18 protein-coding genes, 1 tRNA gene and 1 pseudogene are annotated in these 24981 nt (G+C 65.2%); 7 read left to right on the forward strand and 13 right to left on the reverse strand.

What is annotated here, in order from left to right; translation table 11 throughout:
* Window positions 1-55: 55 nt before the first annotated feature.
* From gap to MYMAC_RS13965, 5 genes are all read left to right on the forward strand, one after another.
* The gene (gene gap, locus MYMAC_RS13945) at window positions 56-1066 is read left to right on the forward strand and encodes a type I glyceraldehyde-3-phosphate dehydrogenase (RefSeq protein WP_095958437.1); all 1011 of its coding nucleotides are present in this window, start codon (window positions 56-58) and stop codon (window positions 1064-1066) included.
* A 39-nt stretch (window positions 1067-1105) separates the two neighbouring features.
* Complete coding sequence (locus MYMAC_RS13950) at window positions 1106-2293, forward strand: phosphoglycerate kinase (RefSeq protein WP_095958438.1); 1188 nt, start codon at window positions 1106-1108, stop codon at window positions 2291-2293.
* 39 nt (window positions 2294-2332) lie between these two features.
* Window positions 2333-3103, forward strand: a complete 771-nt coding sequence (tpiA, locus tag MYMAC_RS13955; protein WP_095958439.1) for a triose-phosphate isomerase — start codon at window positions 2333-2335, stop codon at window positions 3101-3103.
* Window positions 3104-3199: 96 nt separating this feature from the next.
* Entirely contained in the window at window positions 3200-3628 is a 429-nt protein-coding gene (secG, locus tag MYMAC_RS13960; protein WP_013939397.1) for a preprotein translocase subunit SecG, read from the forward strand.
* Between the two features lie 107 nt (window positions 3629-3735).
* A tRNA-Leu gene (locus MYMAC_RS13965) sits at window positions 3736-3817 on the forward strand.
* A gap of 300 nt (window positions 3818-4117) precedes the next feature.
* Here the strand turns inward: MYMAC_RS13965 and MYMAC_RS13970 are convergent.
* Together MYMAC_RS13970 and MYMAC_RS36815 are read right to left on the reverse strand one after the other, a co-directional pair.
* A complete protein-coding gene (locus MYMAC_RS13970) occupies window positions 4118-4567 on the reverse strand; it encodes a site-specific integrase (RefSeq protein WP_095958440.1) in 450 nt (149 codons plus the stop codon).
* 142 nt (window positions 4568-4709) lie between these two features.
* Window positions 4710-5042, reverse strand: a complete 333-nt coding sequence (locus MYMAC_RS36815; RefSeq protein WP_239989522.1) for a transposase domain-containing protein — start codon at window positions 5040-5042, stop codon at window positions 4710-4712.
* On the opposite strand from MYMAC_RS36815, the pseudogene MYMAC_RS36820 reads away from it, so the two are divergent.
* Window positions 4989-5249 (forward strand): annotated as a pseudogene (locus MYMAC_RS36820) (transposase domain-containing protein); the annotation flags it as partial. The gene MYMAC_RS36815 and the pseudogene MYMAC_RS36820 sit on opposite strands and share 54 nt — an antisense overlap.
* A 124-nt stretch (window positions 5250-5373) precedes the next feature.
* Here the strand turns inward: MYMAC_RS36820 and MYMAC_RS36825 are convergent.
* Both MYMAC_RS36825 and MYMAC_RS36830 read right to left on the reverse strand, forming a co-directional pair.
* A complete protein-coding gene (locus tag MYMAC_RS36825; RefSeq protein ID WP_157757498.1) occupies window positions 5374-6012 on the reverse strand; it encodes a hypothetical protein in 639 nt (212 codons plus the stop codon).
* Between the two features lie 173 nt (window positions 6013-6185).
* Window positions 6186-7049, reverse strand: a complete 864-nt coding sequence (locus tag MYMAC_RS36830; RefSeq protein ID WP_157757499.1) for a hypothetical protein — start codon at window positions 7047-7049, stop codon at window positions 6186-6188.
* A 96-nt stretch (window positions 7050-7145) separates the two neighbouring features.
* Here MYMAC_RS36830 and MYMAC_RS36835 point away from each other — a divergent pair, with 96 nt between their 5' ends.
* Entirely contained in the window at window positions 7146-7631 is a 486-nt protein-coding gene (locus tag MYMAC_RS36835; RefSeq protein WP_157757500.1) for a hypothetical protein, read from the forward strand.
* Window positions 7632-7703: 72 nt separating this feature from the next.
* Here MYMAC_RS36835 and MYMAC_RS13980 read toward each other — a convergent pair whose 3' ends face one another.
* The 9 genes from MYMAC_RS13980 to MYMAC_RS14020 form a co-directional block, all read right to left on the reverse strand.
* Complete coding sequence (locus MYMAC_RS13980) at window positions 7704-9827, reverse strand: DEAD/DEAH box helicase (RefSeq protein ID WP_095958442.1); 2124 nt, start codon at window positions 9825-9827, stop codon at window positions 7704-7706.
* A gap of 9 nt (window positions 9828-9836) precedes the next feature.
* Complete coding sequence (brxD, locus tag MYMAC_RS13985) at window positions 9837-11156, reverse strand: BREX system ATP-binding protein BrxD (protein ID WP_095958443.1); 1320 nt, start codon at window positions 11154-11156, stop codon at window positions 9837-9839.
* 8 nt (window positions 11157-11164) lie between these two features.
* Window positions 11165-14011, reverse strand: coding sequence for a BREX-6 system phosphatase PglZ (gene pglZ, locus MYMAC_RS13990; protein ID WP_157757501.1), 2847 nt, complete (start codon window positions 14009-14011; stop codon window positions 11165-11167).
* Complete coding sequence (pglX, locus tag MYMAC_RS13995; protein WP_204817599.1) at window positions 14008-17994, reverse strand: BREX-6 system adenine-specific DNA-methyltransferase PglX; 3987 nt, start codon at window positions 17992-17994, stop codon at window positions 14008-14010. The genes pglZ and pglX overlap by 4 nt, the downstream gene beginning before the upstream one ends.
* Window positions 17991-21602 carry a BREX system P-loop protein BrxC gene (brxC, locus tag MYMAC_RS14000; protein ID WP_095958445.1) on the reverse strand — a complete coding sequence of 1204 codons (3612 nt, stop codon included), beginning with the start codon at window positions 21600-21602 and terminating at the stop codon, window positions 17991-17993. Before brxC ends, pglX begins: the two co-directional genes overlap by 4 nt.
* A gap of 13 nt (window positions 21603-21615) precedes the next feature.
* Window positions 21616-22254, reverse strand: coding sequence for a BREX protein BrxB domain-containing protein (locus tag MYMAC_RS14005; RefSeq protein WP_095958446.1), 639 nt, complete (start codon window positions 22252-22254; stop codon window positions 21616-21618).
* On the reverse strand, window positions 22251-22985 hold the full coding sequence (locus tag MYMAC_RS14010; RefSeq protein WP_095958447.1) for a DUF1819 domain-containing protein: 735 nt from the start codon (window positions 22983-22985) through the stop codon (window positions 22251-22253). Before MYMAC_RS14010 ends, MYMAC_RS14005 begins: the two co-directional genes overlap by 4 nt.
* Entirely contained in the window at window positions 22972-23568 is a 597-nt protein-coding gene (gene brxE, locus MYMAC_RS14015; protein ID WP_095958448.1) for a BREX-6 system BrxE protein, read from the reverse strand. The genes MYMAC_RS14010 and brxE overlap by 14 nt, the downstream gene beginning before the upstream one ends.
* A gap of 325 nt (window positions 23569-23893) precedes the next feature.
* Window positions 23894-24679 (reverse strand): hypothetical protein, encoded by a 786-nt coding sequence (locus MYMAC_RS14020; RefSeq protein ID WP_095958449.1) that lies wholly within the window; start codon window positions 24677-24679, stop codon window positions 23894-23896.
* Window positions 24680-24981 lie beyond the last annotated feature (302 nt).

Consider the following 24981-nt stretch of genomic DNA (forward strand, 5'->3'; position numbering starts at 1 on the left):
TTTGACGTGACGACCCGTGGGCGCGTGGCGCCCACCACTCAAGGAGACGACGAACATGGCTACCCGCATTGCCATCAATGGCTTTGGCCGCATCGGTCGCTGCATCCTCCGCGCGGTGCTCAGCCGCAAGGAGGACCTCGAGATTGTCGCCATCAACGACCTCGACAAGCCCGCGGCGCTGGCGCACCTGTTCAAGTACGACTCCGTGCACCGCACCTGGCCGGGCACGGTGAAGGCGACGGAGAAGGGCATCGTGGTGGACGGCAAGGAGATCACCGTCACCGCGGAGAAGGACCCCACGGCGCTGCCCTGGAAGAGCCTCAACGTGGACGTGGTGCTGGAGTGCACCGGCCGCTTCACCGCGCGTGACGCGGCGGAGAAGCACCTGAAGGCGGGCGCGAAGAAGGTCATCATCTCCGCCCCCGCCAAGGGCCCGGACATCACCATCGCCTACGGCATCAACCACAACGAGTACGACCCCGCGAAGCACCACGTCATCTCGAACGCCTCGTGCACCACCAACTGCCTGGCGCCCATCGCCAAGGTGCTGGTGGACAACTTCGGCATCGAGAAGGGCCTGATGACCACGGTCCACAGCTACACCAACGACCAGCGCATCCTGGACCTCACTCACGAGGACATGCGCCGCGCCCGCGCCGCCGCGCTCTCCATGATTCCCACCAGCACCGGCGCCGCGAAGGCCATTGGTGAGGTGATTCCGCAGCTCAAGGGCAAGATGCACGGCCTGGCCGTCCGCGTCCCCACCCCGAACGTGTCCCTGGTGGACCTCACGGTGAACACCGAGAAGAAGGTCACCGCCGAGGCCGTCATCGAGGCCTTCCGCAAGGCCGCCGAGGGCCCGCTCAAGGGCGTGCTGGAGTTCAGCGACGCGCTGACGGTGTCGGTGGACTACAACGGCAACCCGCACTCGGCCATCTTCGACTCCACGAACTGCTTCGTGATGGGCGACAACCTGCTCAAGGTCATGGCCTGGTACGACAACGAGTGGGGCTTCTCCAACCGCATGGTGGACACGGCGAAGTTCCTCGTCTCCAAGGGCGTCTAGTCCCAAGGGCGTCCAGGGCACCGAGAGGGAAGGACCGAGATGATCCGCTACATCGACGACCTGCAGCTGACCGGGAAGCGCGTCTTCATCCGCGTGGACTTCAACGTCCCGCTGGAAGGGCGGCGCGTGACCGACGACACCCGCATCCGCGAGGCGATGCCCACCATCCGGCGCGCGCTCGACATGGGCGGGAAGGTCATCCTGGCCTCCCACCTCGGCCGCCCCAAGGGGCCGGACCCGAAGCTGTCGCTGGAGCCCGTCGCCATGCGGCTCGCCGAGCTGCTCGGCGGCAAGCACGAGGTCATCCTCACCGACGACTGCGTCGGTGACGGCGTGAAGAAGCAGGTGAAGGAGCTCAAGGATGGCCAGGTGGTCGTCCTGGAGAACCTCCGCTTCCACAAGGAAGAGGAGGCCAACGACGAGACGTTCGCCCGCGAGCTGGCGTCGCTGGCGGACGTCTACGTGAATGACGCCTTCGGCACCGCCCACCGCGCCCACGCGTCCACCGCGGGCATGGTGCCCTTCGTGAAGGAGAAGGCGGCCGGCTTCCTGATGCGCAAGGAGATTGAGTACCTGGGCAAGGTGCTCAAGAACCCGGACAAGCCCTTCGTGGCCATCCTGGGTGGCTCCAAGGTGAGCGATAAAATCAAGGTCATCGAGAGCCTGCTGCCCAAGGTGGACGCGCTGCTCATCGGCGGCGCCATGGCGTACACCTTCCTGAAGGCGCAGGGCATCGAGGTGGGCAAGTCCCGCGTCGAGGGCGACAAGCTGTCGCTGGCCACGCGCCTGCTGGAGGCGGCGCACCGCTTCAAGACGCCGCTGGTGCTGCCGGTGGACCACATCGTGGGCACCGAGCCCACGGAGAACAGCCCCGCGCAGGAGACGCCGGACAACGCGATTCCGCCGGACATGATGGGCCTGGACATCGGGCCCAAGACGCGCGCCATCTACTCGCAGCACATCCGCGACGCGAGGACGGTGGTGTGGAACGGGCCCATGGGCCTGTTCGAGGTGCCCAAGTTCGCGGAGGGCACCCGCTCCGTCGCCGCGGCCATGTCCATCAACACGCAGGCGACCACCGTCATCGGCGGCGGGGACAGCGCGGCGGCCGTGGAGCAGATGGGCTTCGCCGCCAAGATGAGCCATGTGTCCACTGGTGGAGGTGCGTCCCTGGAATTCCTGGAAGGGCGCGACTTGCCGGGCATCAAGGCGCTGGAGACGCGGTAGGCTCCGCGTCGGACACACCACACACCCCTGGGGGACACCATGGCCACCGCGCGTCGCCGGAAGATCGTTGCTGGCAACTGGAAGATGAACAAGACGGTACCGGAGGCGCTGGCCCTGGTGCGTGAGCTGCGGGGGCAGGTGGCCTCACAGGGGGACACGGTGGAGGTGGTGGTGGCGCCGCCGTTCGTGGCGCTGCAGCCGCTCCATGTCGCGCTGGAAGGCGCGCCGCTGGCGCTGGCGGGGCAGAACTGCCACTGGGAGTCGTCCGGCGCCTTCACCGGGGAGATCTCCGCGCCCATGCTGGCGGAGCTGGGGTGCGCCTACGTCATCGTGGGCCACTCCGAGCGCCGGCAGTACTTCGGGGACACGGACGAGCAGGTGAACAAGCGGGCGAAGGCGGTCCGCGCGGCGGGCATGACGCCCATCATCTGCGTCGGTGAGACGCTGGCCGAGCGCGACGCGAACCAGACGCTGGCGGTGGTGGAGCGCCAGGTGCGCGGGGCGCTGGAGGGCTTCGAGGCCAAGGACGTGGCCAGCTTCGTGCTGGCCTACGAGCCGGTGTGGGCCATTGGCACCGGGCGCAACGCCACGGCGGCGCAGGCGCAGGAGGTCCACGCGGCGATCCGGGGCCTGGTCGAACGGCTGTACGACGGGGAGACCGCCGGCCGGGTGCGCATCCAGTACGGCGGCAGCGTGAAGCCGGACAACGCCGCGGAATTGCTGGGCCAACCGGACGTGGATGGGGCGCTTGTCGGGGGCGCGAGCCTCAAGGCGGGCGACTTCGCGGCCATCGTCCAGGCGGCCACTTAGAGTTGATCCAGGGGGCGGGGTGGAAGATGTTGTCACCCGTTCACCACTTTGGTGTAGGGTGCGCCTCCTTTTCACGGAACGTCTGAAAGAGTCCACATGCTGACCTTCGTCACGATCGTGCACGTCCTGGTGTGCGTGTTCATGATCTTCGTCATTCTGCTCCAGCCGGGTAAGGACGCCGGAATGGGCTCCGCGCTGGGCGGTGGTGCCGCCACGAGCGCCTTCGGCGGCCGAGGCGCGGTGACGTTCCTCAGCAAGCTGACCGGCGTCTTCGCAGCGCTCTTCTTCTTCAGCTCGCTCGGCCTGTCCTTCGTGGGGCTGCGCTCCTCGGTGGTGGCGGGTGGCTCGGTGGCCACGCCGCCGGCGCAGACGGCCCCGGCGACCCCGGGTGACGCGGCGCCGGCCACGCCGGGCAGCATGGAGCAGCCGCGCGGCGAGCAGTCGACCCCGCCCGTCGAGGGTGGCGGCAACCCGGCGACCAATGAGGCCGCTCCCGCGGCTCAGGAGCCGGCTCCCGCGCAGTAGCTGTTTCGCGGGACGTGGTTCGAAGTGGGAAGAACCTGATTCACGCAGCGGTTGAGATAGTCGTTGCGTGAATCAGAAAGCTCCGGTAGATGGACGCCGCAGCAAACGCCCAGGTGGTGGAACTGGTAGACACACCATCTTGAGGGGGTGGCGCCGAAAGGTGTGCGGGTTCGAATCCCGCCCTGGGCACTCCGAATCAGGCCTCCGAGTCGAAAGACTCGGGGGCCTTTTTTGTTTCTGCTCCGGATTGTAGCTACGGGATCTCGCCCGAGGGCGGCGCGCCTCCGGCCGGCGGCGTCGACGGAGGCCGGAGCTTCACCTACAGCTTCGCCACCTTCGAGCAGAGCGACTCCCAGGGCAGCGTCGTGTAGAGGCTCACGATGTCGCCCTTCGGCCCGTGCGTGACCCAGGCGAGAGCTTGTCCCGGTCCGCCCCGCCCGCCAGTGCCAGGCTGATGAATGTGCGACGGGTGTCGTGGACCCGCCGGCCTCATAGGCCGAGCAACTCGAGGTCCTTCAGGATCTGCGCGTGGACGACGGGGTCGCGCCGGTGCTCTCCACTCCGGGAGGGCACGCCGAGGTCGTCAGCCGTAGGCGGTCGCCCCTGCTTGCGCTTCCATCCCTCCTGGCGCCACGCATCGAGGACGCGGGCGAGTACGGGGTGGACCGGCACCTCGCGGGAGCGCTCCGTCTTCACGCCCTTCTCCCGCCGCTGCTTGCGGTGGAAGGCCCTGGATACTCGGAGGCGTCCCAGCGGCTGGGCCGAGGCGTCCCAGGCGTTCCACCGCAGGGCTACCGCCTCGCCGATGCGCATGCCGGTGAGGAAAAGGAGTGCGTAGAGGTCTCGCCGGTCCTTCGGAAGGCCCGTATCCGAGAGCAGGGTCTCCACCTCCTCGCGGGTGAAGACCGCAGTGGAGCGCCCCTTGTGATTTTTGTCCACCTTCGGGGGGAGGTCCCCCTATTTGAGGACGCATGGGTTGCTCTCGATGAGTTCGTCGGCGAGAGCGTCGTATCCGCTGCACGAGCGCCGTCTTCCGTGGGCCAGACGGACGCCACATGCTGGCGGCGTGAATGGGACGCTTTCAGCGCGGCGACGCCTGCTCTTTGGGCGAGGCCGCAACCGGCGCCGGGACGGTGAGTTCGCCCACCTCGGCGTCGAGTTCGGCAGGGAGGAGGCGAGCGCGCGTAGCGGCCCAGTACTTGGGGGCGAGCTCGAGGTAGCGCTGGTGGGGCCAGTGGGCGAGCACGCGCAGGACGTCGCGCAGATAGGCCTCCGGATCGAGTCCGTGCAGCCGCGCGGTGGGGATAGGGTGAAGAGGTGGCCGGCGCGCTCGGCATGGTCGTCGCTCCCGACGAAGAGCCAGGCCTTGCGTCCGACGGCCCTGGGCCGCAAAAACTTTCTCTTCGTCGGGCACGAGGCCGCGGGCGAAAACCTCGCCGGCCTCTACGCGCTGGTGGCCACCTGCGAGGCCAACCAAATCAATCCCGAGGCGTATCTGGCCGACGTGCTGCTGCGAGTGCAGACGCACCCCAACTCGCGCATCGGTGAGCTGCTAACCCACGAGTGGGTGCGACGACGCGCCGCCGAACTGGCCCGGTCCCCCCTCCAGCCCAGTCCCTAAACACCCTCGCGGCGCTCGCCGAGCACGGTCCTCGTCCGTCGTCAATCTTCCCGGCACGACATCCACCGGACGGTTACCGCGGAGAGAACGGCAAAGCAATGAGTTCCTTCCCGTTGTGTTAGTATTACTTGTCGCCTCTTCGTCCCAACATGGGAGTGAAATAGTCCCATAGCCCATCTTCGACTACCTGAACTGCCTCGTCGTCGACGCCTCGAAGCTGATACAGAACATAATCGACTTGTAGCTTCAATTTGTCTGCCCACTGTTGAAAATGGATCGCATAGGTGCCACCCTCAGAAGATAGAAGGTGCTGCTTGAAGCGCTCGCGCGGAGAATATGACCGACCCACATAAATGAGCGTCTTGTTGGACCCCGAGGCGTTCAGCCTGCATAGATTCTTCTTTCCAGGATATTCTGGTGAGCCCTGATAACTGCGGGCAGCTTCAAAGGATTCCATCGCAATGCGAATCTGTACTTTGTTACTGGCGCTAAGTCTGAATAGGTATAAGAATTCGGAATCTTGGTCTTCGGCGCGGTTGCCAGTTTGTATCTTTTTGGCCAGATTTTTGACTTTGTCTTTGGTGAGTTCAAAAGTTGTGAAGGGCAAAATTTGAGGTTGTGGCAGAGTGATTTGTCTTGCCTTCTTGGCCGCTTTGCGCATGGTGCATGCGTAAGCTTTGATCGCGGCGGCAAGAGCCACGTCGCTGATTATTGCCTCTGCTTCGCTGCCGGCATCTTTCCGCACTTTCCCTTGGCGCGTCATATCAGCCTTTCCATTCGCTGATTCAATACTACCTGGTCACTTCGAGCATTCTTCGATGGAGATTTTCTCTCGGAGATGTGCTTCGCCTTGATGGAGGGGAAATGATCTCGTAGTCCTAGGAGGGGTCCCTATGGTCATGAGTGATATTCTGTCACATCGAACGGCGCAGGTGTTCAGGGCGAATTCCGTGCAAAGCGCGCCTCGTGAGTCTCAGCATGTTCCACGATGAGCTTTGCAGCTTTTCTTGCTTGGAAGGGCAGCGACTCAGTGAGAAGCACGTCCTTCCCATGTTCATTGGAAGCCCAGAGTCCGAACCGAATGATGCCATTTTTCGCGCGCCAGAAGCCTACCCAGTAGGATGGCATAGTTGCTTGCCCTAGGTGGAATTTGTATCCGTAATAGGGCGTTGTTGATTTTGATGTTTGGCTCAGTTGGCGACTTGATTGGTACATGCTTCCGCACATTTCGATGATATGGATGTCGATAGTGCAGAGGAAGCGGAAGATCGTCGGCCATCGGCGGAGTCCTTGTTGCGAATTGAACTGAGAAAACTCATTCGAGAGAGCACCCTCTTTGAGTTCGTCTGTAAGCCACGACGAGGACACAGACACCTCTTCGAGCAATGACTTCACGCGATCATCTTGGCGTACTTGTGCCGCGAGTTGCCTCCATTCGAAGATGCAGCAACTGGAGGCAAGCTTGGCGTAGTGTTCTCGCCTGGGTACGATCAGAGCCGGAAGTTGGCCCTTCTTGCCTGCTTCTCTCTGTCTCTGTGTAAATGGGGCGGTGAGCTTTAGTTCAAAATGAATGGGGGTTACGTTTGGCCAGCAGATTTTTACATCGGAACGCCAGCTTGTTTTTGTAGGGACTTCTGCGTGTACTTCTGGCTTCGTGTTGGATGAGACGTCTAACTTGAGTCCCTCTAGCAGGAATTTCCGGACGTTGGTTTCTGTCTCCACAGCCCGAATAAATAGTCCTTGGGCGAGCCACTCGGGGCGGTTGCGCGCCAGGGCTACGAAGAGTGTTCGGTCCGACATCTCATCTTGTCTCGTGCCTGTGATGGTGGTTTGCTTGGCTATGCTTGAATTGAATTTCTATTGCTCTAGTGCTGAGTTGCGGTCAGAGTTGATCTCATGAACAATTTAAAGTACTTGCTGCCCGAATTTCTCAAGGACCGGTGTCTTCCGGTAGTGTACGAACGCTGGCTTGAAAGGAAGGCAGTTGCCCATCTGAAGCGTGATCGGAAACGCGGTAATGCTGTCGCTACGAAAGAGGCCTACAAGGCGGCTATTCACGAGGCAATCCTCAAGAGTGGAGGAGTGGATGCATACACCGGCCAGCCGCTCCAGTGGGAGTTGATCAGTACCTACGATAATGAGCAGTCTAAAGCTCGTGGAAGAGCGTACAAGAAGGAGCTTGGCGATCTGCCCACGCTCGATCACGTTGGCGATGGACTCGGTGTCCCAGATTTCAAAATCTGCGCATGGCGAACCAACGACGCAAAGAGCGATCTTTCATACGATGAGTTCGTCCAGCTATGCCAAGCGGTAATCAGTCACCATGACCGGACCGGGAACCTCCTTGCCGTGGCGTTGGTTCCTACTGCTTTGTCTTGCTGAGTCCAGCACTCATTGGAGGGGACTGGGCTTTCTCTTGTCCAGAGCATTCCTCTCGAACTGGCGAAAGATGGATCAGAAATTCGATATACGTAGTGCAGTCGCCGAGAGTTCGGAGGCCCCGGGCACATCAAGAAAGAATGCTCCGAGCATTTCCGCCTCGGCTGTCGGGGGAAGGGCATCCTGGAACTTGCTCAGCCGATACGGGGGAATCCGGGCACGGATGGATTGCATTCGTCCGGGAGCACTCCAGAAGCTCGGCTGGGCCAGGGCGCTCAGCGCTGCCTCGACTGCCAGGTGGGTCACCCCCACGCCGGTGATCTTCAGAAAGAAGTTGTCGGGGACGACCTTCCAGCCCTGTGTCACCTCAAGAGTGTACTTGAATGTGTGGTTGATGCGCCCTCCGGCGAAGTTCCACCAGAGCGCGCTGCCCTCTGAGTCCACCTGGACCGGAAGATTGGTACGCCGGAGCAGTGGGCCGAGATCCGCTCGCAGCGTCCGCAGCTCGCGGGTGGCGCTCTCGTCGAGATAGGGCAGCTCCTCCTCTCCCTCCAGCAGGGAGCGGATGCGCTGGCAGACCTCCCGTCCAAGAAACCTCGGCATGAAACCACCCCAGGTGGGCTTCTTGCCCGCGGGGGCGGCTCGCACGTGCACCTCACGAGCAGTGTGGATGACGTGGTCCACGACCCAGGCTCGTCCACCCAACAGGAACGAGCTCATTCCCTCCACCAGCCGCTCCACGAAGGTGGGCTCGATGGAGCCAATCTCCTGGGCGCCCGCGATGACCCTGTACATCACCGGGCTGGTAAAGACGGCGTAGAGCTCGGCGAAGTTCTTTCGACCGAACAGCCTCTCCGCGCGATCCCCAAGCGAGAGCTTCCCCGCGGACTCGTAGAGGAACTGCTGATCGACGAGGTGCTGGACGAGTGCCTCGTACTCATCCCGCGAGATGCCCCTGAAGTCGGATACGCGTGAGAGCTGGTGGTAGGCGTCTTCACGAGAGATGGCGCCGAACTGGAGAGACAGTGCCATCAGCTGCTGCACGAGCACGGGCCAGCAGCGAGTCTGGACCGGCACGTCCTCCACCCATGGCGAGCGGGCCAGCTCGACCAGGGCCATGGCCAGCAGGAACTCCTCCGAGCCCTCGCAGAGGAAGGTCATGTTCGCGACCTGGCCCGCGCGGCGGCCGGTGCGCCCGATGCGTTGAAGGAACGAGGAGACCGTCGTCGGCGCATTCGCCTGCATCACCACGTCCAGGTCGCCCACGTCGATGCCTAGCTCCAGCGTGGACGTGCAGACGATGCACGCGTCCTGTCCGTGGTGGAATCGCTCCTCGGCTCGCTGTCTCTCCTCCAGTGACACCGAGCTGTGGTGCACGAACACGTCTGTTCCCTGGCCTCGCATCCGCTCGGACACGGCCTCCGTCAGCGAGCGCGTCTGGCAGAAGAAGAGGCTCTTCTTGCCGTGCGCGAGCGCCGCGCCTGCCCGGGCGATGTCGGCGACGGTGCCGGGCACCGAGATGGAGATGCGACGCTGGCTGGGTTGCTTGGGTGGATTCACCACGGCCCCCTCGCGCCGGGACGAGCCCTTCAGCCAAGCGAGGATGTCGGCGGGGTTTCCCACAGTCGCGGAGAGGCCCACCCGCTGAACGTCATGGCCGCCAAGTGCCGCCAGTCGCTCGATGACTGACAGCAGGTGGGCGCCCCGGTCCGTCCCTGCGAGGGCATGGACCTCGTCGATGACCACGTACCGGAGCTGGGAGAACAGCGACTGCGTGGGAACACGGGGGGAGATGAGCATCACCTCGAGCGACTCGGGTGTGGTCATAAGCAGCTCCGCTGGCTCTCTCACGAACGCTCGCTTGTGCGTGTCGGGCGTGTCGCCGTGCCACACGAACCGGCGCAGGCCCACCATCTCCGTGTATGTCCCGAGCCGCTCTTCCTGGTTGTTGAGCAGGGCCTTGATAGGTGCCACATAGATGGCTCCCACGGATGACACGGGCCTCTCGATGAGCTCCGCCAGGACCGGGAAGATAGAGGCCTCGGTCTTGCCGCCCGCCGTCGGGGCCAGGACTACGGCGTTCTTCCCCTCGAGGAGCGCCTCCGCAGCGAGCTCCTGGACGGGACGGAGCCCCTGGAACCCCAGTCGGCTGACGATGGCGTCCTGGAGCCTCGGTGGAAAGCGGCTGAATACGCTCATGTCCCGTCCTCAGAAATCAATGACGGCGTAGCCCTTGGCATCATCCGCCTCGGGCTCGTACTCGGGCTTGCCGCTCTGCCTGCTCGCTTCCGTGACCGTGAGCGCCGGTTCGATCTCCGGCCGGCCGGGTGCCGGCTGGAAGTCAGGGTTCTCGTCCACGGCGTCGAACACGCTCACCGCTCGCCGCAGGAACTGGCGCGGGACGACTCCCACGTCTCCACGGAAACCCGCGGTCACCTCGTCCACCAGCGAGTCCAGGTACTCGGGTGAGACTCGCACCTCGAAGCTCTGCCGCTCCTTGGCGGGGTAGAGCGACCGCAGCTTCATACCCACCTCCTTCAGGCGCGGCTTGTCGAAGGGTCGCAAGCTCAACTGCGGCTGCTTCAGCGGGGCGTACCCCCCCTCGGACTGGAAGGCGATGCGGTCATACAGCGGCTGGAGGCCACGGACGCCGCGAGGAGTATCGAAGAACTCGGGCGTGCCGGTGAAGAGCCACAGAAGCCCCGGGAAGCTGCCCGCGGCGTCGAGGATCTGCCTCATCCCGTTCAGTGACTTCTGCCGCACGTCGGACTTCATGCGGAGGATGGTCTCCGCCTCGTCGATGACGATGACCAGGCCGGCGTACCCGGCGCCCTTCACGATGGCCAGGATGCCGCGGAGGTAGGCGAGCGCGTCCGTGCTCTGGAGTTCTCCCTTGATGCCCGCGTGCTTCTTTGCGGCGGCGGAGACGTTCTCGCTCCCCGACAGCCACGAGAGCAGGGCGGAGGCATCGGCGAACTGCCCCCGCTGCTTGAGCTGGAAGATGGTGCGCACTACCCGGACGAAGTCCTGGGGGACCTCGTTCTTCGTCCGCGCGGCCAGCTCCTCGTCCAGCTTCTTCAGGACTTCTTCGTCGAAGCCGGGCGCGTCCGGGTCCTTGCCCAGTGACGTGAGGTGCTCCTCGACCCGGGCGATCCATCGATCCAACACGTCGGCGAGCGCGCCTCGCGGGCAGGCCCGGGTGCTCAGCTCGCTGACGACCTTGCGGTAGACGTCGTCGAAGCGGTGGAAGTGGAGATCGTTATCGGACACGACCACGAAGCTGGTGGCGAAGTTCCGCTCGTGGGCATCCGCCACGGCGAGGCGGGCGAGGAACGTCTTGCCGCAGCCGTAGCCTCCGCGCAGGAACTTCATCTCGCCGTCGCCCTCGGCGGCTCGCTGGAGCTTGCGATGCAGCTCTCCGCGCTCACGCTCGATGCCGACCGCGAAGGTCTCGAGGCCTCGCTCGGGGACGGCACCCCGGCGCAGGCTGTCGAAGATGTTGTCGATATCTCGTTTGCTGAGGGACATGGTGTTCTCTACAGGCGCTCGTAGCGCTTGCCGTCCGCGGTCATGGTGACCTGGACCTCGAAGGTGAGCTTGTCGCGGAAGGCGTCGAACCGGGCGGCGAACGACCGGGCCCTGCGCGCATTGCCGAGCAGTTGGATCAGCTCCGCCTCGTTCAGGCTGCCGAACCGCTCGAGATGATCGAAGACCTTACCCGCGTCCTCGTCGCCGAGCCGGGCGCCCCAGCCGCCCAGGGGCTTGGGACTGACGGGGGCCTCGGAGGCGGACGTGGCCGGGGCGCGGGTGACCGCCGGCTGCGGCAAGGCGACGTATGACACGGAGTAGAAGGCCGGGGGAGAGGCCTTGACGTTCGCATCCGACGCCAGGACGAGCTCCACCGGGAGCCGCTCATCCACCGCGCCCTCGAGCACGAAGGAGACCTCGGTCCAGTCATGGGTGGCGGCGTCCAGCCGCACGCTCCCCGCATGTGCGCTCGCGCCGGGGCCGATGATGTCCTTGGGCACGACGCGGACATCTGCGCGCTGGGGCACCCGCATGAGCACGTCTACCGGCTGCGAGCTCGCGAAGGCGAGCGGGGCCTGTCCAGGCTCGCGGGCCGGGCTGGCCCGGACGCGCAGGCGGTGCACTCCAGGCCCCCCCGGAGCCGTCTCGCATTGCAGGGTGAAGCGCAGCCCCGTCTCCCGACTCGCGCGGGTGCGAGACAACTGAAGGACGGGGATGACGCGCTCCTGGAGCGAGTTGCCCCCGTGGGTGAACGAGCCAGGGGGACGGCCCACGTCGTACTCCGCCGTGTCCTCGCGGAAGACGAGGAAGCCCTTCGCCTCGTACCCGAGCGTCGAGAGCGGCAGCGTGAAGTGCCCCGGGTCCATGCGGTCGGTGTCGCTATACGCATACCGGCGCTGTGCCTGGCCCCGCGCGCCGAAGGAGTGCGCCTTGCGCCCACGCCCCAGGAGAAAGCCATGGTCCGCGGTGAGGACGAAGTGGCTCACCCCCGCGAGCTCCAGGTGGTGTCGCGCGGAAATCACGTCCCGGAGCACGTCCTGGAAGACCCGGACGCCCAGGCCGCTCTCCCCCGCCTCATCCAGCTCCTGGCCATGGACGATGATGAGCTGCGTCCGGGAGACCTGACTTTTCAATCGCGGGGCAGGGGTCTCGAGCAACTCCGCGATGCTCCGCAGGTGCAGAGGCGCTCGTCCCTCGGAGCGGGTCGCCATGGCCTTCACCCGGTCATCGGGGCGGGCCACGAGTGCTTCACCGGTCCGGAAGCCCTCGAAGCGGCCTTCCTTGATGACGGGAAACAGCCGGCCCTCCCGCCCGACGGGCGCGAGCGCGTTCATGCCGACGGACGTCACGGTCGGCAGCTCGGCCAGTCGGGCACGCAGCTCCACGTTCACCCCGCTGGCCTTGAACTCCTCCTGTAGCTCCAGCGCCATCTCGAAGCGGAGCGCGTCCAGGACGAAGAGCGCGACCCGCTCGCCGCGGCCGAGCAGGGGCGCGATGACTTGGTCGAACAGCGTCCGCTGTTGAATCTCGGGGGGAGGGAGCGAGCCGGTCTGGCGGCAGAGCTGAGCGAAGTCCCGGGCCAGCCGGTCGGACCAGTCGGAATGGGCGAAGCGGAGCTTCTCGAAGGCCTGGTCGAGCGCCGTGAGCTCGGGAAGCAGGGGCCCGTAGAGGGCCGCGAAGCGCTGCTCGAACTCGCGGTGGGCTCGGTCCACGGCAGCCGCGCTCTCCACATAGCGCTGGACCGCTTCCTCGAGGCTGGTGACACCGGAGAGGGGCCGGGGCGCCTCCAGCAGCGCCACGCCCAGGCTCGCGGCCTCGCCCACCAGCGCCCACGCCCAGCGGCGCGGAGGCTCGTGTTGGACCCAGAAGCCCTGGCTCGCCTCATGCGCCTGCGCCCAGTGCAGCGCCTGGCGGTAATCGCCGCTGGCCAGCGCGGCCACCGCCCCCTGGTAGATGCTGAGCGCCTCGAACTGGAAGGTGTCGATGCGGCCGAGGTCCTTGGGGTCGGTCTGCTCCTTGTCCTTGAGCCACACCTCCACGCCTAGCGCCCAGGTGCGGTACTGCTCCGGCAGCATCTGCCGCAGCCGGGCCGCTTCCGCCTGGCAGCGCTTCACGGTGGGAGGGGGGAGGGACTGGAGGCGCATGAGGTCCGGGGCCCTCGGGGGCCTCCGGAGGTCGTGCACGAACTCGACGCAGAGCAGCCACGCCACCACAGCTTCGGTCAACTCGGGCATCTTGCGGAACCACGCGGCGTCCGTGCCGAACAGTGCCTCCGCCCGGGCCTGGAGCGCGCGGATGGCGCCGTCCGGGCGCTCCGAGGAGGTCCCCGTCAGGTGATTCACGAACTCGGGCGCTTCCAGGCGGGAGACCCACTCCGCGTGCGTGTCCAAGCTCGCGCTGCCCGCTCGGGCGAGCCACGCGTCAGCCTTCTCCAGGGAGAGGTCGGGCGCGGTGACGAAGGCCTCGATGTCCGGCAGAGGCAGGCGTCCGTTCGCGGCCTCGCGCACCAGGGTGGCGAGGTTCTGCTGGAAGGCTGCGCCGCACTCGTACATCTCGAGCGCGGGGGTCTTCCGGATGCTCTCGGTGTTGAACCCGGGGAGATGGAGGAGCAGTGGGGGCTTGTCGATGGTGCTGCCCTCCTGGCGAAGGGCAAGCATCAGCTCCAGAAAGCTCCCGCGGAAGGCGAGCACGGGCGTGGAGAACTGCCGCGCTTCGGCCCTCCGACGCAGCTCATCCACGAAGACCGTGTAGGCGCCGTCCGCGTCCAACCAGATGACGATCTTCTTGGCCTGGAGCTCGGCGAGGAGTCGCTGTTCGAGAAAGGCGCTGACTGGGGCGGTGCTGGCGGCTGTCATGCGCACTCGGCCTCATCGTCGGCCTCTTCCTCGTCCCTGGCATCGGGCAGGTCGAGTTCTTGCTGGGCCTGTTTCCTGGCCTTTCGCTCACGGCGGGCCAACTCGGCGGCTTCGATTTCGCGCGCGCGTTTGGCGTGCTCTTCTCGGAAATCCACGCGGAGGGCATCAGAGTCTTTTTCGTCGAGCTTGAAGTCCGGGCCTATCTCATCTTGGAGCCGGAGTTCCCATTGATAGGCCTTCTCCGGATGGTATTTCCAGAAGCAGCCGTGCGCGACCGCGAGGGATGGGTCCTGTCGGCACTTCTCGTCCACGCGCGAGGGGAAGTAGCGCGCGGCGAGGTGGGACCAGTCATAGTCTTTTCGGCCTTTCGCGTTGGTAAGTTCCTTCCACCACTTTTTCGGGTCCTTCCACATGGGCTCCAGCAGCGGCCACAGCGCGGCGCTATTCACCATGACGCCGTCGTCAAGGTCCATGCGGTAGGGCGCGTCCACTTCACGGTCCTCTGTTTTGTCGTCCGGACGGGATGGGCCTTTTTCCGCGCACTGGCGCACCTTGGTGATGAACTCCTCGAGTTCCTCCAGCCACTTCTTGTGCTGGATGTAGCGCTTCTCGGCAGTCGCTTTGGTTTTCTTGTCTGGGCTGTTGCGCTCGGACTGAAGATCGACGAGTGCTCCCTCCAGCGCCTTGCGTTCGGGGAGGAGGTGGTCAGCGAGCAACGTGCTCAGGGTCGAGTCTGTCCAGCGGTGAATGGAAATAAATGCGACAAAGGATCTTTTCGTGGACGAGAGTGGGAGGTATATGGGCCGATTCTCGTAGAGCGCACGGTGATATTCGAAGAATTCGTTGCGGAGCCAGTCGTCGAGATTTAACGAGCCAATTTGAGGATGACACTCATCCCAGGCGGCATATAGGTCCGCAGTTTCCCTTTGCTTCGGAATCGGGGCGTGCGGCGTCAAGAAAAGCATGCCGTCGGGGAGGCTGTTCTTGTTTGAAGTTGCTGACACTCCTCGTCCATTGCGGTCGAAACGCCCAAGAGCAATGCCGAAGAAAAACGATAGCCGCTGCTGTGGACTCGGCGGTTCGGGGGAAGGCTTGAATTCAGGGATAGGGCTGCCGCTCTTGCGGTCCACTGCGGCCCGAGCCCAGTCCTGTGCAGATGCCCAAGCTGAAGCAGTGGGTTGGGAAAATTCGACAGACGGCTCTCTGCCTTTCTCGTGCTGCCGAAATTCTTCTTCAAGGCGACTGACGATTGTCTCTGCTCCATCGACGCGCCAGAGAGGAATGCGGTCGACATCGCCGACCTCAAAGCTCAGGCCTGGGTTCAGTGAAGAGATCACCTCCTTGGCCCGAGTCGAATTCAATAGACATACGACTTCAGCATGGTCTAGGGGGAATACGGAGGAGCCTTTGTTGGCGAAGACGCTCGGATATCGATGCAGTCGCGCGCCGAATTCCACTCCGATCATTGTGAATGCGACACCCAGGCGAAAGTAATACTGTGAGTTTTGGAATCGGGCGCCCCCACCTGCCTCCTCCAAAACACGCATTTCTAGTCCTGACTTCTTCCAGTTGATTATTTCGAGTAGCGGCTCAAACCAAAGCCTGCCTTTGCCACCGCGAATTGTGGGTGCCCACTGCGCTTCCATCCTGCTCGCGGCGGTGTCTTCCCTCTGTGGCAGTCGCGCAACTGAGTCGGTGGCGACTTCCCAAACGTATCGATTGAATCGCGTGTCGTCACCGGTGCAGATTCCCTTCTTGGCTGGAGCAAGATCACCCAATTTCGGAGTGGTCTGGTACTCTTTTAGAAAGTCGTGGCTCCAGTCGTATACGATGGGTTTGCCGATGATTGATTCGAAATCGAGGGTGTTGAAATCTTGTTGAGCATCGCAGGCAATGAGTGCTGCGCGGCGCCGAGCGGGTTTTCCTGCATCGCGAGTCGGATCGTTACGTGGGGCTGCCTGCACTGCAATGGAGGGCACGAATCGGGCGCACTTGCGGATGACAACCATGACTGCGGAGATGACGTCATCCATTGAGCGCGAGCTGAATGCGCCGGTGCCGAGGTCCGCGACAAGTCTGAGATCGTATTGAGCAAGCAGCCACGCCCTCAATGCTGAGTACTGGCTCAAGAACATCCAGTTCCTCATCGTCACCATTGCGGAGGCGCCGCCGGGACAGCAGAGTTCCAAGCTTCGTTCGAGGAATGCTGTATAGAGGTCCGCCTTGCCGCGCGGATAGTGCCTTGCGACGTAACTCGCGTCCTTCATGCGCGGCGTCCCTTGATATGGAGGATTGCCGACAACCAAGTGATACTTGCTTTCACGCACAATGCTCGCGAAGCGCAGGCCGGCGGTCAGTTGCTGACCTCGGAGCCGGAGTCCTATGTCCTCTTCGCCTGCATGCGCTGCGAGGAAGCCACTCAGTCGGTCGAGGATGAGCTTCTTTGCATCAGCTTTCTTGATAGGCGTAATCGTCTGTGTGTCCGGCGTTTCGAAGAAGTCTCGCTGCTTCGTCGCACGGGCGAATTCACCCTCGTGCGCCGCGATCGCCTTGTCCACTGCATCGCCCACCTTCAGCAGCGTGCCGAGGTGGTCGACACCCTTCAGCGCTTCGATGATCTGCCGCGTTAGCTCCGGCGGGATGTTGGTTTCAAGTCGGATGTCCGCTTCGAGCTTCACTAGCGCCGGATCGTTGCGGTCCAGGGAGGAGAGCCGAAGCGCCGGGGCGACGAGGTTCACCTGTGCAGGCGCAGCATTCTTCGCTAGGGCGCGCGCCTTGAGAAACAATGCAGCCGCAGCGATCTGTACGGCGCGCGGGTCGATGTCGACGCCATGCAGGTTGTTCTCAAGAATCCATTCGGCAATCTGCCGGTCGCTCCAGGACTCGCCCCGGTGCCGCGCTTCCTCCCGGTACAGTTCCGTGAGCTGGTCGAAGGCCACCACCAGGAAGTGGCCGCTCCCGCAAGCAGGGTCCAGGAGCTTCAACTCGCGGATGGATGCCGGTGCGTGGGTCACCACCTCCTGGGGCAGCGGCTGTGGGACGTAGTACTTCCACATTTCCTCGAGCACGCCCTCGATGGGCATCAGCGCATCCGGCTCGACTTCGCCCGCATCGCGCTTCTGGCGCCAGTCCGCCCGCCGCTCCTCCAGTGCTGCGCGCACGCCATGACTCTCCACGTCGGGCGTCCAGCTATTCTTGCGGCAGATGGCGAGCCAGGTGGAGCCGAGTGAGTTCTGGAGGAGCCACTCCACCATGTATCGCTCGGTGAACATCTGCGTCTTGGACGCGATCTCGTGCGGCTCAAGCTTCCCTCGGTCGTGGAGCTTGGCGTCCAGCGCCTCGCGGTCGGGGTCGTTCCAGTACTGGTAGACCCAGCCCAGCGTCATGTCGTCTCGCCACGCTTCCGCGGGCACCTCGTCGAGCGCTTCGATCAGCCGCCGCAGCGTCGCGGGGGGCGTGGGGAAGAGTGCCGTCAGCCCAACATCGCCGAACAATCCAGGGAGCGCCGTGGCGAGTTCATCGAAGAGGAGCTGGAGTAGCACGCCGTAGCCCTGCGTGTCGTCCTCGCAGAGTGTGGCGGCGAACTCCCGGAACTGGGCATAGCCTGGGCTCTTCCATCCGCCGGTGACCACGGCCGGCTTGGAGAGGCCCAGTGCCTCCAGGTGCCGGATGAGGACGAGCCGGTTCAGCAGCGTGGCACCGGCCTCCTTCACCGCGTTCCTGAACGCGCGTTCGCGCGCCTCCTTCGTGCCACCTTCCTCGGCAGCCCGTTCAGCGAGCGCGGTCTCCAGGCGCCGCCGCCGCTCCCAACGGTCCGCAGAGAGGCTGCCCCTCGCCTTCGCGAAGGGGACCGAGAGGAGGTAACGCTGCTTCGCGCTCTCCTCGAAGTCGAGGATGAGCGACTCCCGGAGTTCGCGCACCGTCTTTCGCAGCTTCGCCTTCGAGTCCGGGGTGAGTCGGTTGGAGGACATCTCGGGGCTCATGTCAGGCGCACCTTGTTTCCGCGATCCAGTTGCTCGCCGATTCGATCGCTTAGTTCCCGCAGCACGCGTTCCAGGTCGCCGCGGGTGGTGATCTCACGGCCGCGCAGGTTGAGCTCCACCCGGACGACCGGCTTCTCATCCTTGCCAGCGATGAGTTTATCGAGGATGGACTCGGCCTCCTCCGCAGCCTTCCTAAGCTTGTCCGCGAACTCCAGCCGGAGTTCATGGAGCGGCGGAGCCACGTCCTCGGGCGTGCTCTGCGTGAGCGCGAGGCCGATGGGCCGGAAGACCTGGTGGACCTCGTTGGGCGTGAGCCTCTCGAAGCCCGGCCGCTGACGGAGCTGCGCGCGAGCGGTCTCCGCGCTCGTCTCCTGGTCCCGCAGAAGCTGCTGGCGGCGCACGCGGTAGTGCTCGCGTATGCGCTGGAGCGCGGGCTCGATGGTGTTGATGTCATTCCAGGGGCGGCGGGCATTGAGCTGCGCCTCAAGGAGCGCCACGTCCTCGGCCATGGGCCCGATGGAGCCGTCGCGAGCGAGCTGCCGCACCTGGAAGTCGCGAACGTCACCGGCCCGCCGCAGCGCCAGCACCGCCTCCTCGGAGAGGTCGGTCATCAGCCGTTGCAGGAGCTGCGTGCCCTCGAGCAGGACGGGCAGCTCCGCCTTGAGCGCCTTGACGGTGGGGTCCACGTCCCGCGCGCGCCGGCAGATCTCCAGGGCGCGGGCGAGCTTCTGGAGGGCCTCCTCCGGAGGGGGCCTGCCGGGGAGCTGGTCGAAGCGCTGCTCCAGGGTGCGAAGCCGTTCCCGGAGGGCGGAGAACTGCGTGAACACCGCGCTGGCCAGCGCGTCCGGCGTGGGCTCGATGTCCTGGCCCAGGGACTCGAAGAAGCGCCGCATCGCGATGAGGTCGCGCTGGCTGACGGAGTCGTCCTTGTTGAGGAACAGCTCGCTCTTCTTGAATCGGGTGACCTGGAGGAAGGTCTCCCGCGCCCCGGCATCGTTGAAGGAGGTCAGCGTCGAGCCGTCCTCGAGCCGCAGCTTCACCTTATGGGCCCGGACGAGCGCGAGGACGCAGGCGCGCACGACGTCCGGAGGGAAGCCGTAGGGGGGGCGGGCGAAGTCCTGGAGCAGCACGTTGCCGGCGGTGCCGTCGTTTTTCTCGATGTAGCCGAGGATGACCTTAGGCACCGTGCCCTGGCAGGTGGGCAGGAAGCGGCCGCCGTCCTGGGACAGCAGGCCCAGCCCCTTGTCGAGGAACTTGGGCGAGACGCCGGTGAGCGTGGCGGCCAGGAGCTGCTCCAGCTCCTTGTCCGTCACCGCGATGTCCGTGTGGTGGGGATAGAGCTGCGGCAGGCGCGCGGTGCCAGCACCCGACATGATGGAGCCGAAGGAGCTGCCATACTCCCTGGCGGACTGCTGCTGGCCCCGGAAGTAGAGGTGGCCCTCGATGAATGCGCGCTCCACCGCTTCGCGCGCCTTCTTCTCGAGCGTGTCCCGCCGGTCCTGCTCGTCGAGGAGCAGCCGCCGCTTGTCGGAGCTGAGCGACTCGCGGCGGGGCTCATAGCGCTCCACCATGTAGCGCGACTGGCGCAGGGCCTTGAGCACATCGGTGAGGTCTTCGTCGGCCGCCACCCAGACGATGCGGTTCTCGAGCTGGGTTTCGGCGCTCAGCTTCGCCCACTCTGCGGGGGTGCGGTCCTTCTTCACGGAGATGAAGCGGAAGTCGAGGGTGACGCTGGCCTCGTCGGGGGTGTGGAGGATCCGCTCGTCGCGCATCTGGCGGCCATCGGAGAAGAGGGCGGACCAGTAGAAGGCGCGGCCCTTGAGCCGGGGACGCTCTGGGTCCTTCATGAGCTCCGCCAGCTTCTCACGCACGAGCCTGTGGCGCTCGTCCACGCTCACGCCCACTTCCTCTCGCTCGCGCTGCCATTCCTGGCCGGCGGAGCTTTGGATTTTGTAGCCCTCCTTCTCCGAGTAGCCGACGAGGTTGAGGTTGCGCAGCTTCTCCAGCGCGGGTTTCACCTGGTTGAGCGGGTTGCCGTCGCCCAGCTTCCCATAGAGACATGAGGCCACGAGTTCATCCGTGACGGCGCGCTGCTCGTGGTTGAGTTCGAGCAGCGCCACCGCCTTCACGGCTTTGGACGCCCAGGAATCGGCGGCGATTTCGGGGTGGGTGAGGATGCGGTTCATCGTGGCCTGCACGTCGGACTCGAAGGCCGTCTGCTGGAGGTCGTAGATGAGGTCCAGGGTGACGAGCTCTCCGAGGGGGCCTGCGGCGAGGCCCTTCTCGCGGAACAGCTCGCCCAACAGCTGCAACAGGCCACGGATGGCGTAGTCGTCGCCCTGCGTGCGGGAGGAGCGGACGCGCAGGCTGGTGGTCAGCTGCATGAGCAGGTCCACGTGCCCCGGCAGCATGGGGTAGACCTCGATGAAGTCCTCCTCGGTGAGCTGGCCGCACTCGTAGCCGTAGAGCTTGAGCTGGGGGCCGTGGTCCGCGAAGAGCCGGCGCAGTTCCTGCTCCCGGTGCGGGTGCTTCTTGAGGAGGCGTCGGTGGACGACGTCGCGGATGTTCGTCGTGGCGAGGTGAACGCGGAGCGAGGCGGGGAAGCGGTCCTTGAGCTTGCCGAGCGAGGTGGTGGTGCTCGTGTCCTCGAGCTTCTGCTGGCCGGTGGCGAGAAGCCAGACGCGGCCCTTCAGCCGCTGGCCGAGTTCGGAGACGAAGCTCTGGAGCTTGAGCATCCGGTCGTCATTCTGGTGGACGTACTGGCTCACCTCGTCCACGACGACGAAGAGCGTCGTGCCCGGGGCGTGGCGCTCAAGCATGGCCTGGATGTTGCGCACTGTCTCGGAGACGCCGAGCCCCTCGTGGAAGGAGGTGCCTGCCCGGCTGTCGAGCCAGGAGAGGGGGTCCGCGTAGCGCGTCGGCTCCAGGGCATGCATGACGTGCGAGAAGTGCTCGTCCGCGCGTGCCTGTACCCGGAAGCCGTTCCACTCACCGCCGAGCGTGTTGCGAGCGGCCTGGAGGAAGTGCTCCCACTGTCCGTCCAGCTCCAGGCGGAGCTCCGCGTCCGCCACGAGAGCGTTGGGGCTGTAGCCCAGCCGGCGTTGGATCATCCTCCGGACGGCCGAGTGGATGTGCTCGCCGTCGTTGGCTTCGCCGCCGATGTCGAACACCACCGCGAGGGGCTTCACCGCGCGCGCCAGCGCCTCCCAGGCGTCCACGAACTCCTTGCGGAGGTACGAGTCGTCACGGGTCAGCAGCGCCTCGGCCAGCGTCCGCCCGTCCGGCAGCATTCGGCCGTCCAGCGCCAAGCCCAGGAGCTTGGCGAAGCTGGACTTACCGGAGCCGTAGAAGCCGGAGATCCACGAGGCGGGTAGCTCCGGCCCGCCGGGTTTAGAGACTTCCCGGGTGATGGCGGTGAGGAGCCGGACGTACTGCTCGTGGATGCCCTGCGGAACGCGCCGGTGGCGTGGGTCCGATTCGGGGTAGCCGCCGGTGATGATGTACTCGCTTACCTCGTCAGCGAGCTTGGCGGGGCTCTGCTCGTGGAAGTAGACGACCGGCGGGATGTCGCGCGTGACGTCGCGGGCGAAGATGTCGGCGATCTTCAAGGGGAGTGCTCCTTCACGCGTAGATGCGTGGCCGGTAGTCGCGATCCGGCGTCAGTTCCTGCATGAATGAGAGGCCGCCCTCGCGCCGCTCGCCAGGGTAGAGCAACACGACGGGCACGTTCTCCGTGCGCCCGCCGAGCTGCTTCAACAGCGCCGACGAGCGGAAGAAGGGGTAGAGCGCTCCCGCTCGCCCGAGCAGGACGAGGGTGCGCTCCTTTGCATCCGGGTGCTTCTTCCGGAAGTCGGCGATGCGCTGGGCCACGTCCTCCACGAGCCCTTGGGAGCCGTCGATGTACGAAGACATCCGCTGCTGGAGGTCCTTCAATGCGCGCTCGGGCGAGCGAGCGTAGAGTCGGCGTTCTCGCTCGATGAGCTCCTGCACGCCCTGGAGCCCGAGTTCGCCTTCGAGGCGGTCGAGGATCAGCTCGTGCAGCGCCAGGCGGAGCACGGCCCAGCTGTCCGCTTCGAGCCGGCCGACCATCTGCCGCACGCGCTGGCGCAGTTGGTACTCCTTCGCCGGTAGGTAGAGGAGGATGGCGAAGTTGTGGTTGCGCATCGTGCTGATGCTGGGGCCATCCGGAGCGACCAAGTCCTTTTCGAGCGAGGCCACGGCCGCATCAAGCCCCAGGGGGGTGAAGAGGTCGTCGGTCATGCGAACGCTTCCAACGGTGTCGTTTGCAACTCCACGAGGTCTCCCATGCGCCGGAAGCTTACGTCTGGCAGCCGTCGGAGCCGGGCATCAAGCGCGTCCTGGGTGAGCCCGACGGAGCGGAGGTACGGGTTGTCCTGCCAGGTACCTGCGTGATGAACGACCTGGAGGAGCCGGATGACGTACCCCAGGGCCTCGTCGGAGACTTGTGGGACGAGGGCTGTGCGAGGACCGCGCAGGGCGCCGGACACCAGGCCCGCCTCGTGCGCCGCACGGATGAGCTTGTTGGCGAAGCCATAGCGGGTGGCCGGCGCCCACTCGGACCGTGCGAACTCGCCCACCCAGCGCACCACCGTGTCGCTGTCGAACTCGCGGCGCCCGTCCGCGAGGCGGCCCGGGATCCAGGTGCCGGTGAAGGCGCGGTAGAGCGGGTCCGCGAGCTGGAGGTGCCAGTGACACATGAGCGGTCGCGTTCCGACGTCAGCGGGACGCCAGCGGCGCAAGGTGGCGAGCGCCTCAGGGAACTGGTCGAAGCGGACGGCGAAGTTGGCGAGAAGCAGCTTCACCCGAGCAAGGCTCTTGTTGCCGAACCAGCGTTCAGAAAAAGCGCGCTCGACGCGGGCCGCACCTTGAACTTCGGGCTCGACCGCCTCCCAGTAGGCCCGCGACTCCTGAACGGCGAGCGTCAGGCGGAGGATGCGCGTGTGAATCGCCTGGACTTCAGCGTTCGCCACGGGAGGTCTCGTTCAGGACGAAGGGGAGGGGATAGCTCGCGGGTGCATCTTTCAGCATGGCGCAGGCGAGCCTTCGGGCGAGCAGCTGCGGGCCACCCGTGGCGATGCGCTTGAGTTGGCGGCCCGCTGGCAGGACCGTGAAGGAGGTGTCGAGACTGGGAGTGGAGAGCTGGGCGTGGAGCGCGTCCTTGTCCAGCGCTTGGGTCGTGACGTGGAGCAGGGGCAGGACCTCGATTAGTGGATGCGCGTTGAGCCTGTGGTGCGCGAGGCGCTCGTCCAATGCTTCGTCGAGTTCGAAGCCGAAGTGGAAGAGTGTGAGCATGTCGTCGGCGCGCGCGTTTGTCTTGCGGAGGTGCTCGTCGGTCAAGCGCGCTGCACGACGCGATGCGTCGAGCCCGGCCCAGCGGTGGGTCCGCGGCAAGAGGCGCTTCCACAGGTCTCCACCTGCTTCGGCGTCAATGAGGTCTGTCTTCCACCAGCCGAGTCGCGGGTGCTCGCCTCCAGGGGATTCGCCCGCCCAGGCGAGGACGAGCTGGATTCCGAGAATTTCGTCCAGATGTTCCGGCGCGATGCTGTTGGCCATGTGACGGCACTTCTACCAGAGCCGCAAGTCGGTGATCTGGCTGATCGGAGGGGGATCGGGCTGTTGGAGGCGACTCCTGTGTGCATGGGAACTCGTACCGGTGGCGGAATGAGAGCCGCTCATCGCACCCTGCTTGCTGAGGTTGTAGGGAGGCACTCTGCTTGGCTGCTGCGGGCGCATGATGCGCTGCGGCGCTCGCCATGGGGCCCCGCCAGAAGAGGGGCAGCCGCATACAAAAAAAGCGGGCGCCGGGGGGCGACGCCCGCCCTCGGCTTCCTGTCCGAGCGCACCCTCATGTTGGCCAGCACCGCCGAGACGGCGGAGGTCATGTCTTGTGTGACGTGCGAAGTGGCTGGTGGGGCGTCAATTCGCGAGCGGACACGACCCATGCGGGGGGGGGCGGGGGGGCGCGCACGGAGGCCGGAGCCCCGCGTGACGCGCTTGAAAGCAGCGCGCCGACGGGGCGCGAGTAGGGGGATGAACTTCGCTGGACGCTTAAGGCCGGGCGCGAGTCGGGCCCTGTTGGGCCGTTGCCCCTGCGCTTGCTGTTGGGGGCGGGCTTCTTGCCCATCTCCTCCTGCCTGCGCGGGGGCTCGGCGGCGGTGCGCTGGCGCCCGGGCACGGCGAAGACCTCTCCTCGGTCTTTCCCGTTGAGGAACTGCTCCACCGTGTCTTGCCGGCGTGCCAGGTCCGCCACTGCCTCACGCAGCTCCTCGCCAAGAGCTCTCGTCTCGCTCCGCTGGGCGTCAGGCTGGCCCTCGAACTCGGCCATGGAGGTGATGACCTCCGACTGCGCCTCGTTGATGAGCACCCTGAAGTCGCTCATCGTCTTGGTGTTCATCGCGGTGAGCTTGTCCAAGAGCTCCGTGTGCTTCCTGTCCAACTCATCCGGGGCCAGCTGGCCACGGAGGTTCTTGAGCGACTCGGCCGTCTCAAGCACGCCCGCTGCGTCCTGGAGGTGCCCCAACTTCCGCTCCTTGTGGGCGGGCTCTTCATCCGCGAGCCAGCGGCTGATCCGCCCGCGGTTGACGTAGCCCACGATGCCTAAGGTGGTTGCAGCCGCAGCGGCGATTTTACCGAGGTTGTTGGCGATGATGGGGAGGAAGACCATGAGGGACTCCGGGGGGCCGGGAGGAATTCCCGGGCTCATGTGCTGATACCCACTGGTGCCCTCGGATTTCGAAAGATGGAGCGGGTAGGTCGGCTGGCATCCGCCGCTCCTTCTTCGGCTCCGCCCGGTCGCTGCCACCGGTTGGCTCGCCACCAGCGAGTTCCCGTTGTACGTCTCGAACCTTGGGCGGGCTGAGCGGGCCCATAGGAGGCTGCATGCCGATCACGCGAGAGGAACTGCTTCGAGCCGTTCGGGAGGCCGGTCTTGTCATCGAGCGCCAGGGGTCGTGGTCTCGGTGCATG

Source organism: Corallococcus macrosporus DSM 14697 (assembly GCF_002305895.1).
Taxonomy (GTDB): domain Bacteria; phylum Myxococcota; class Myxococcia; order Myxococcales; family Myxococcaceae; genus Myxococcus; species Myxococcus macrosporus.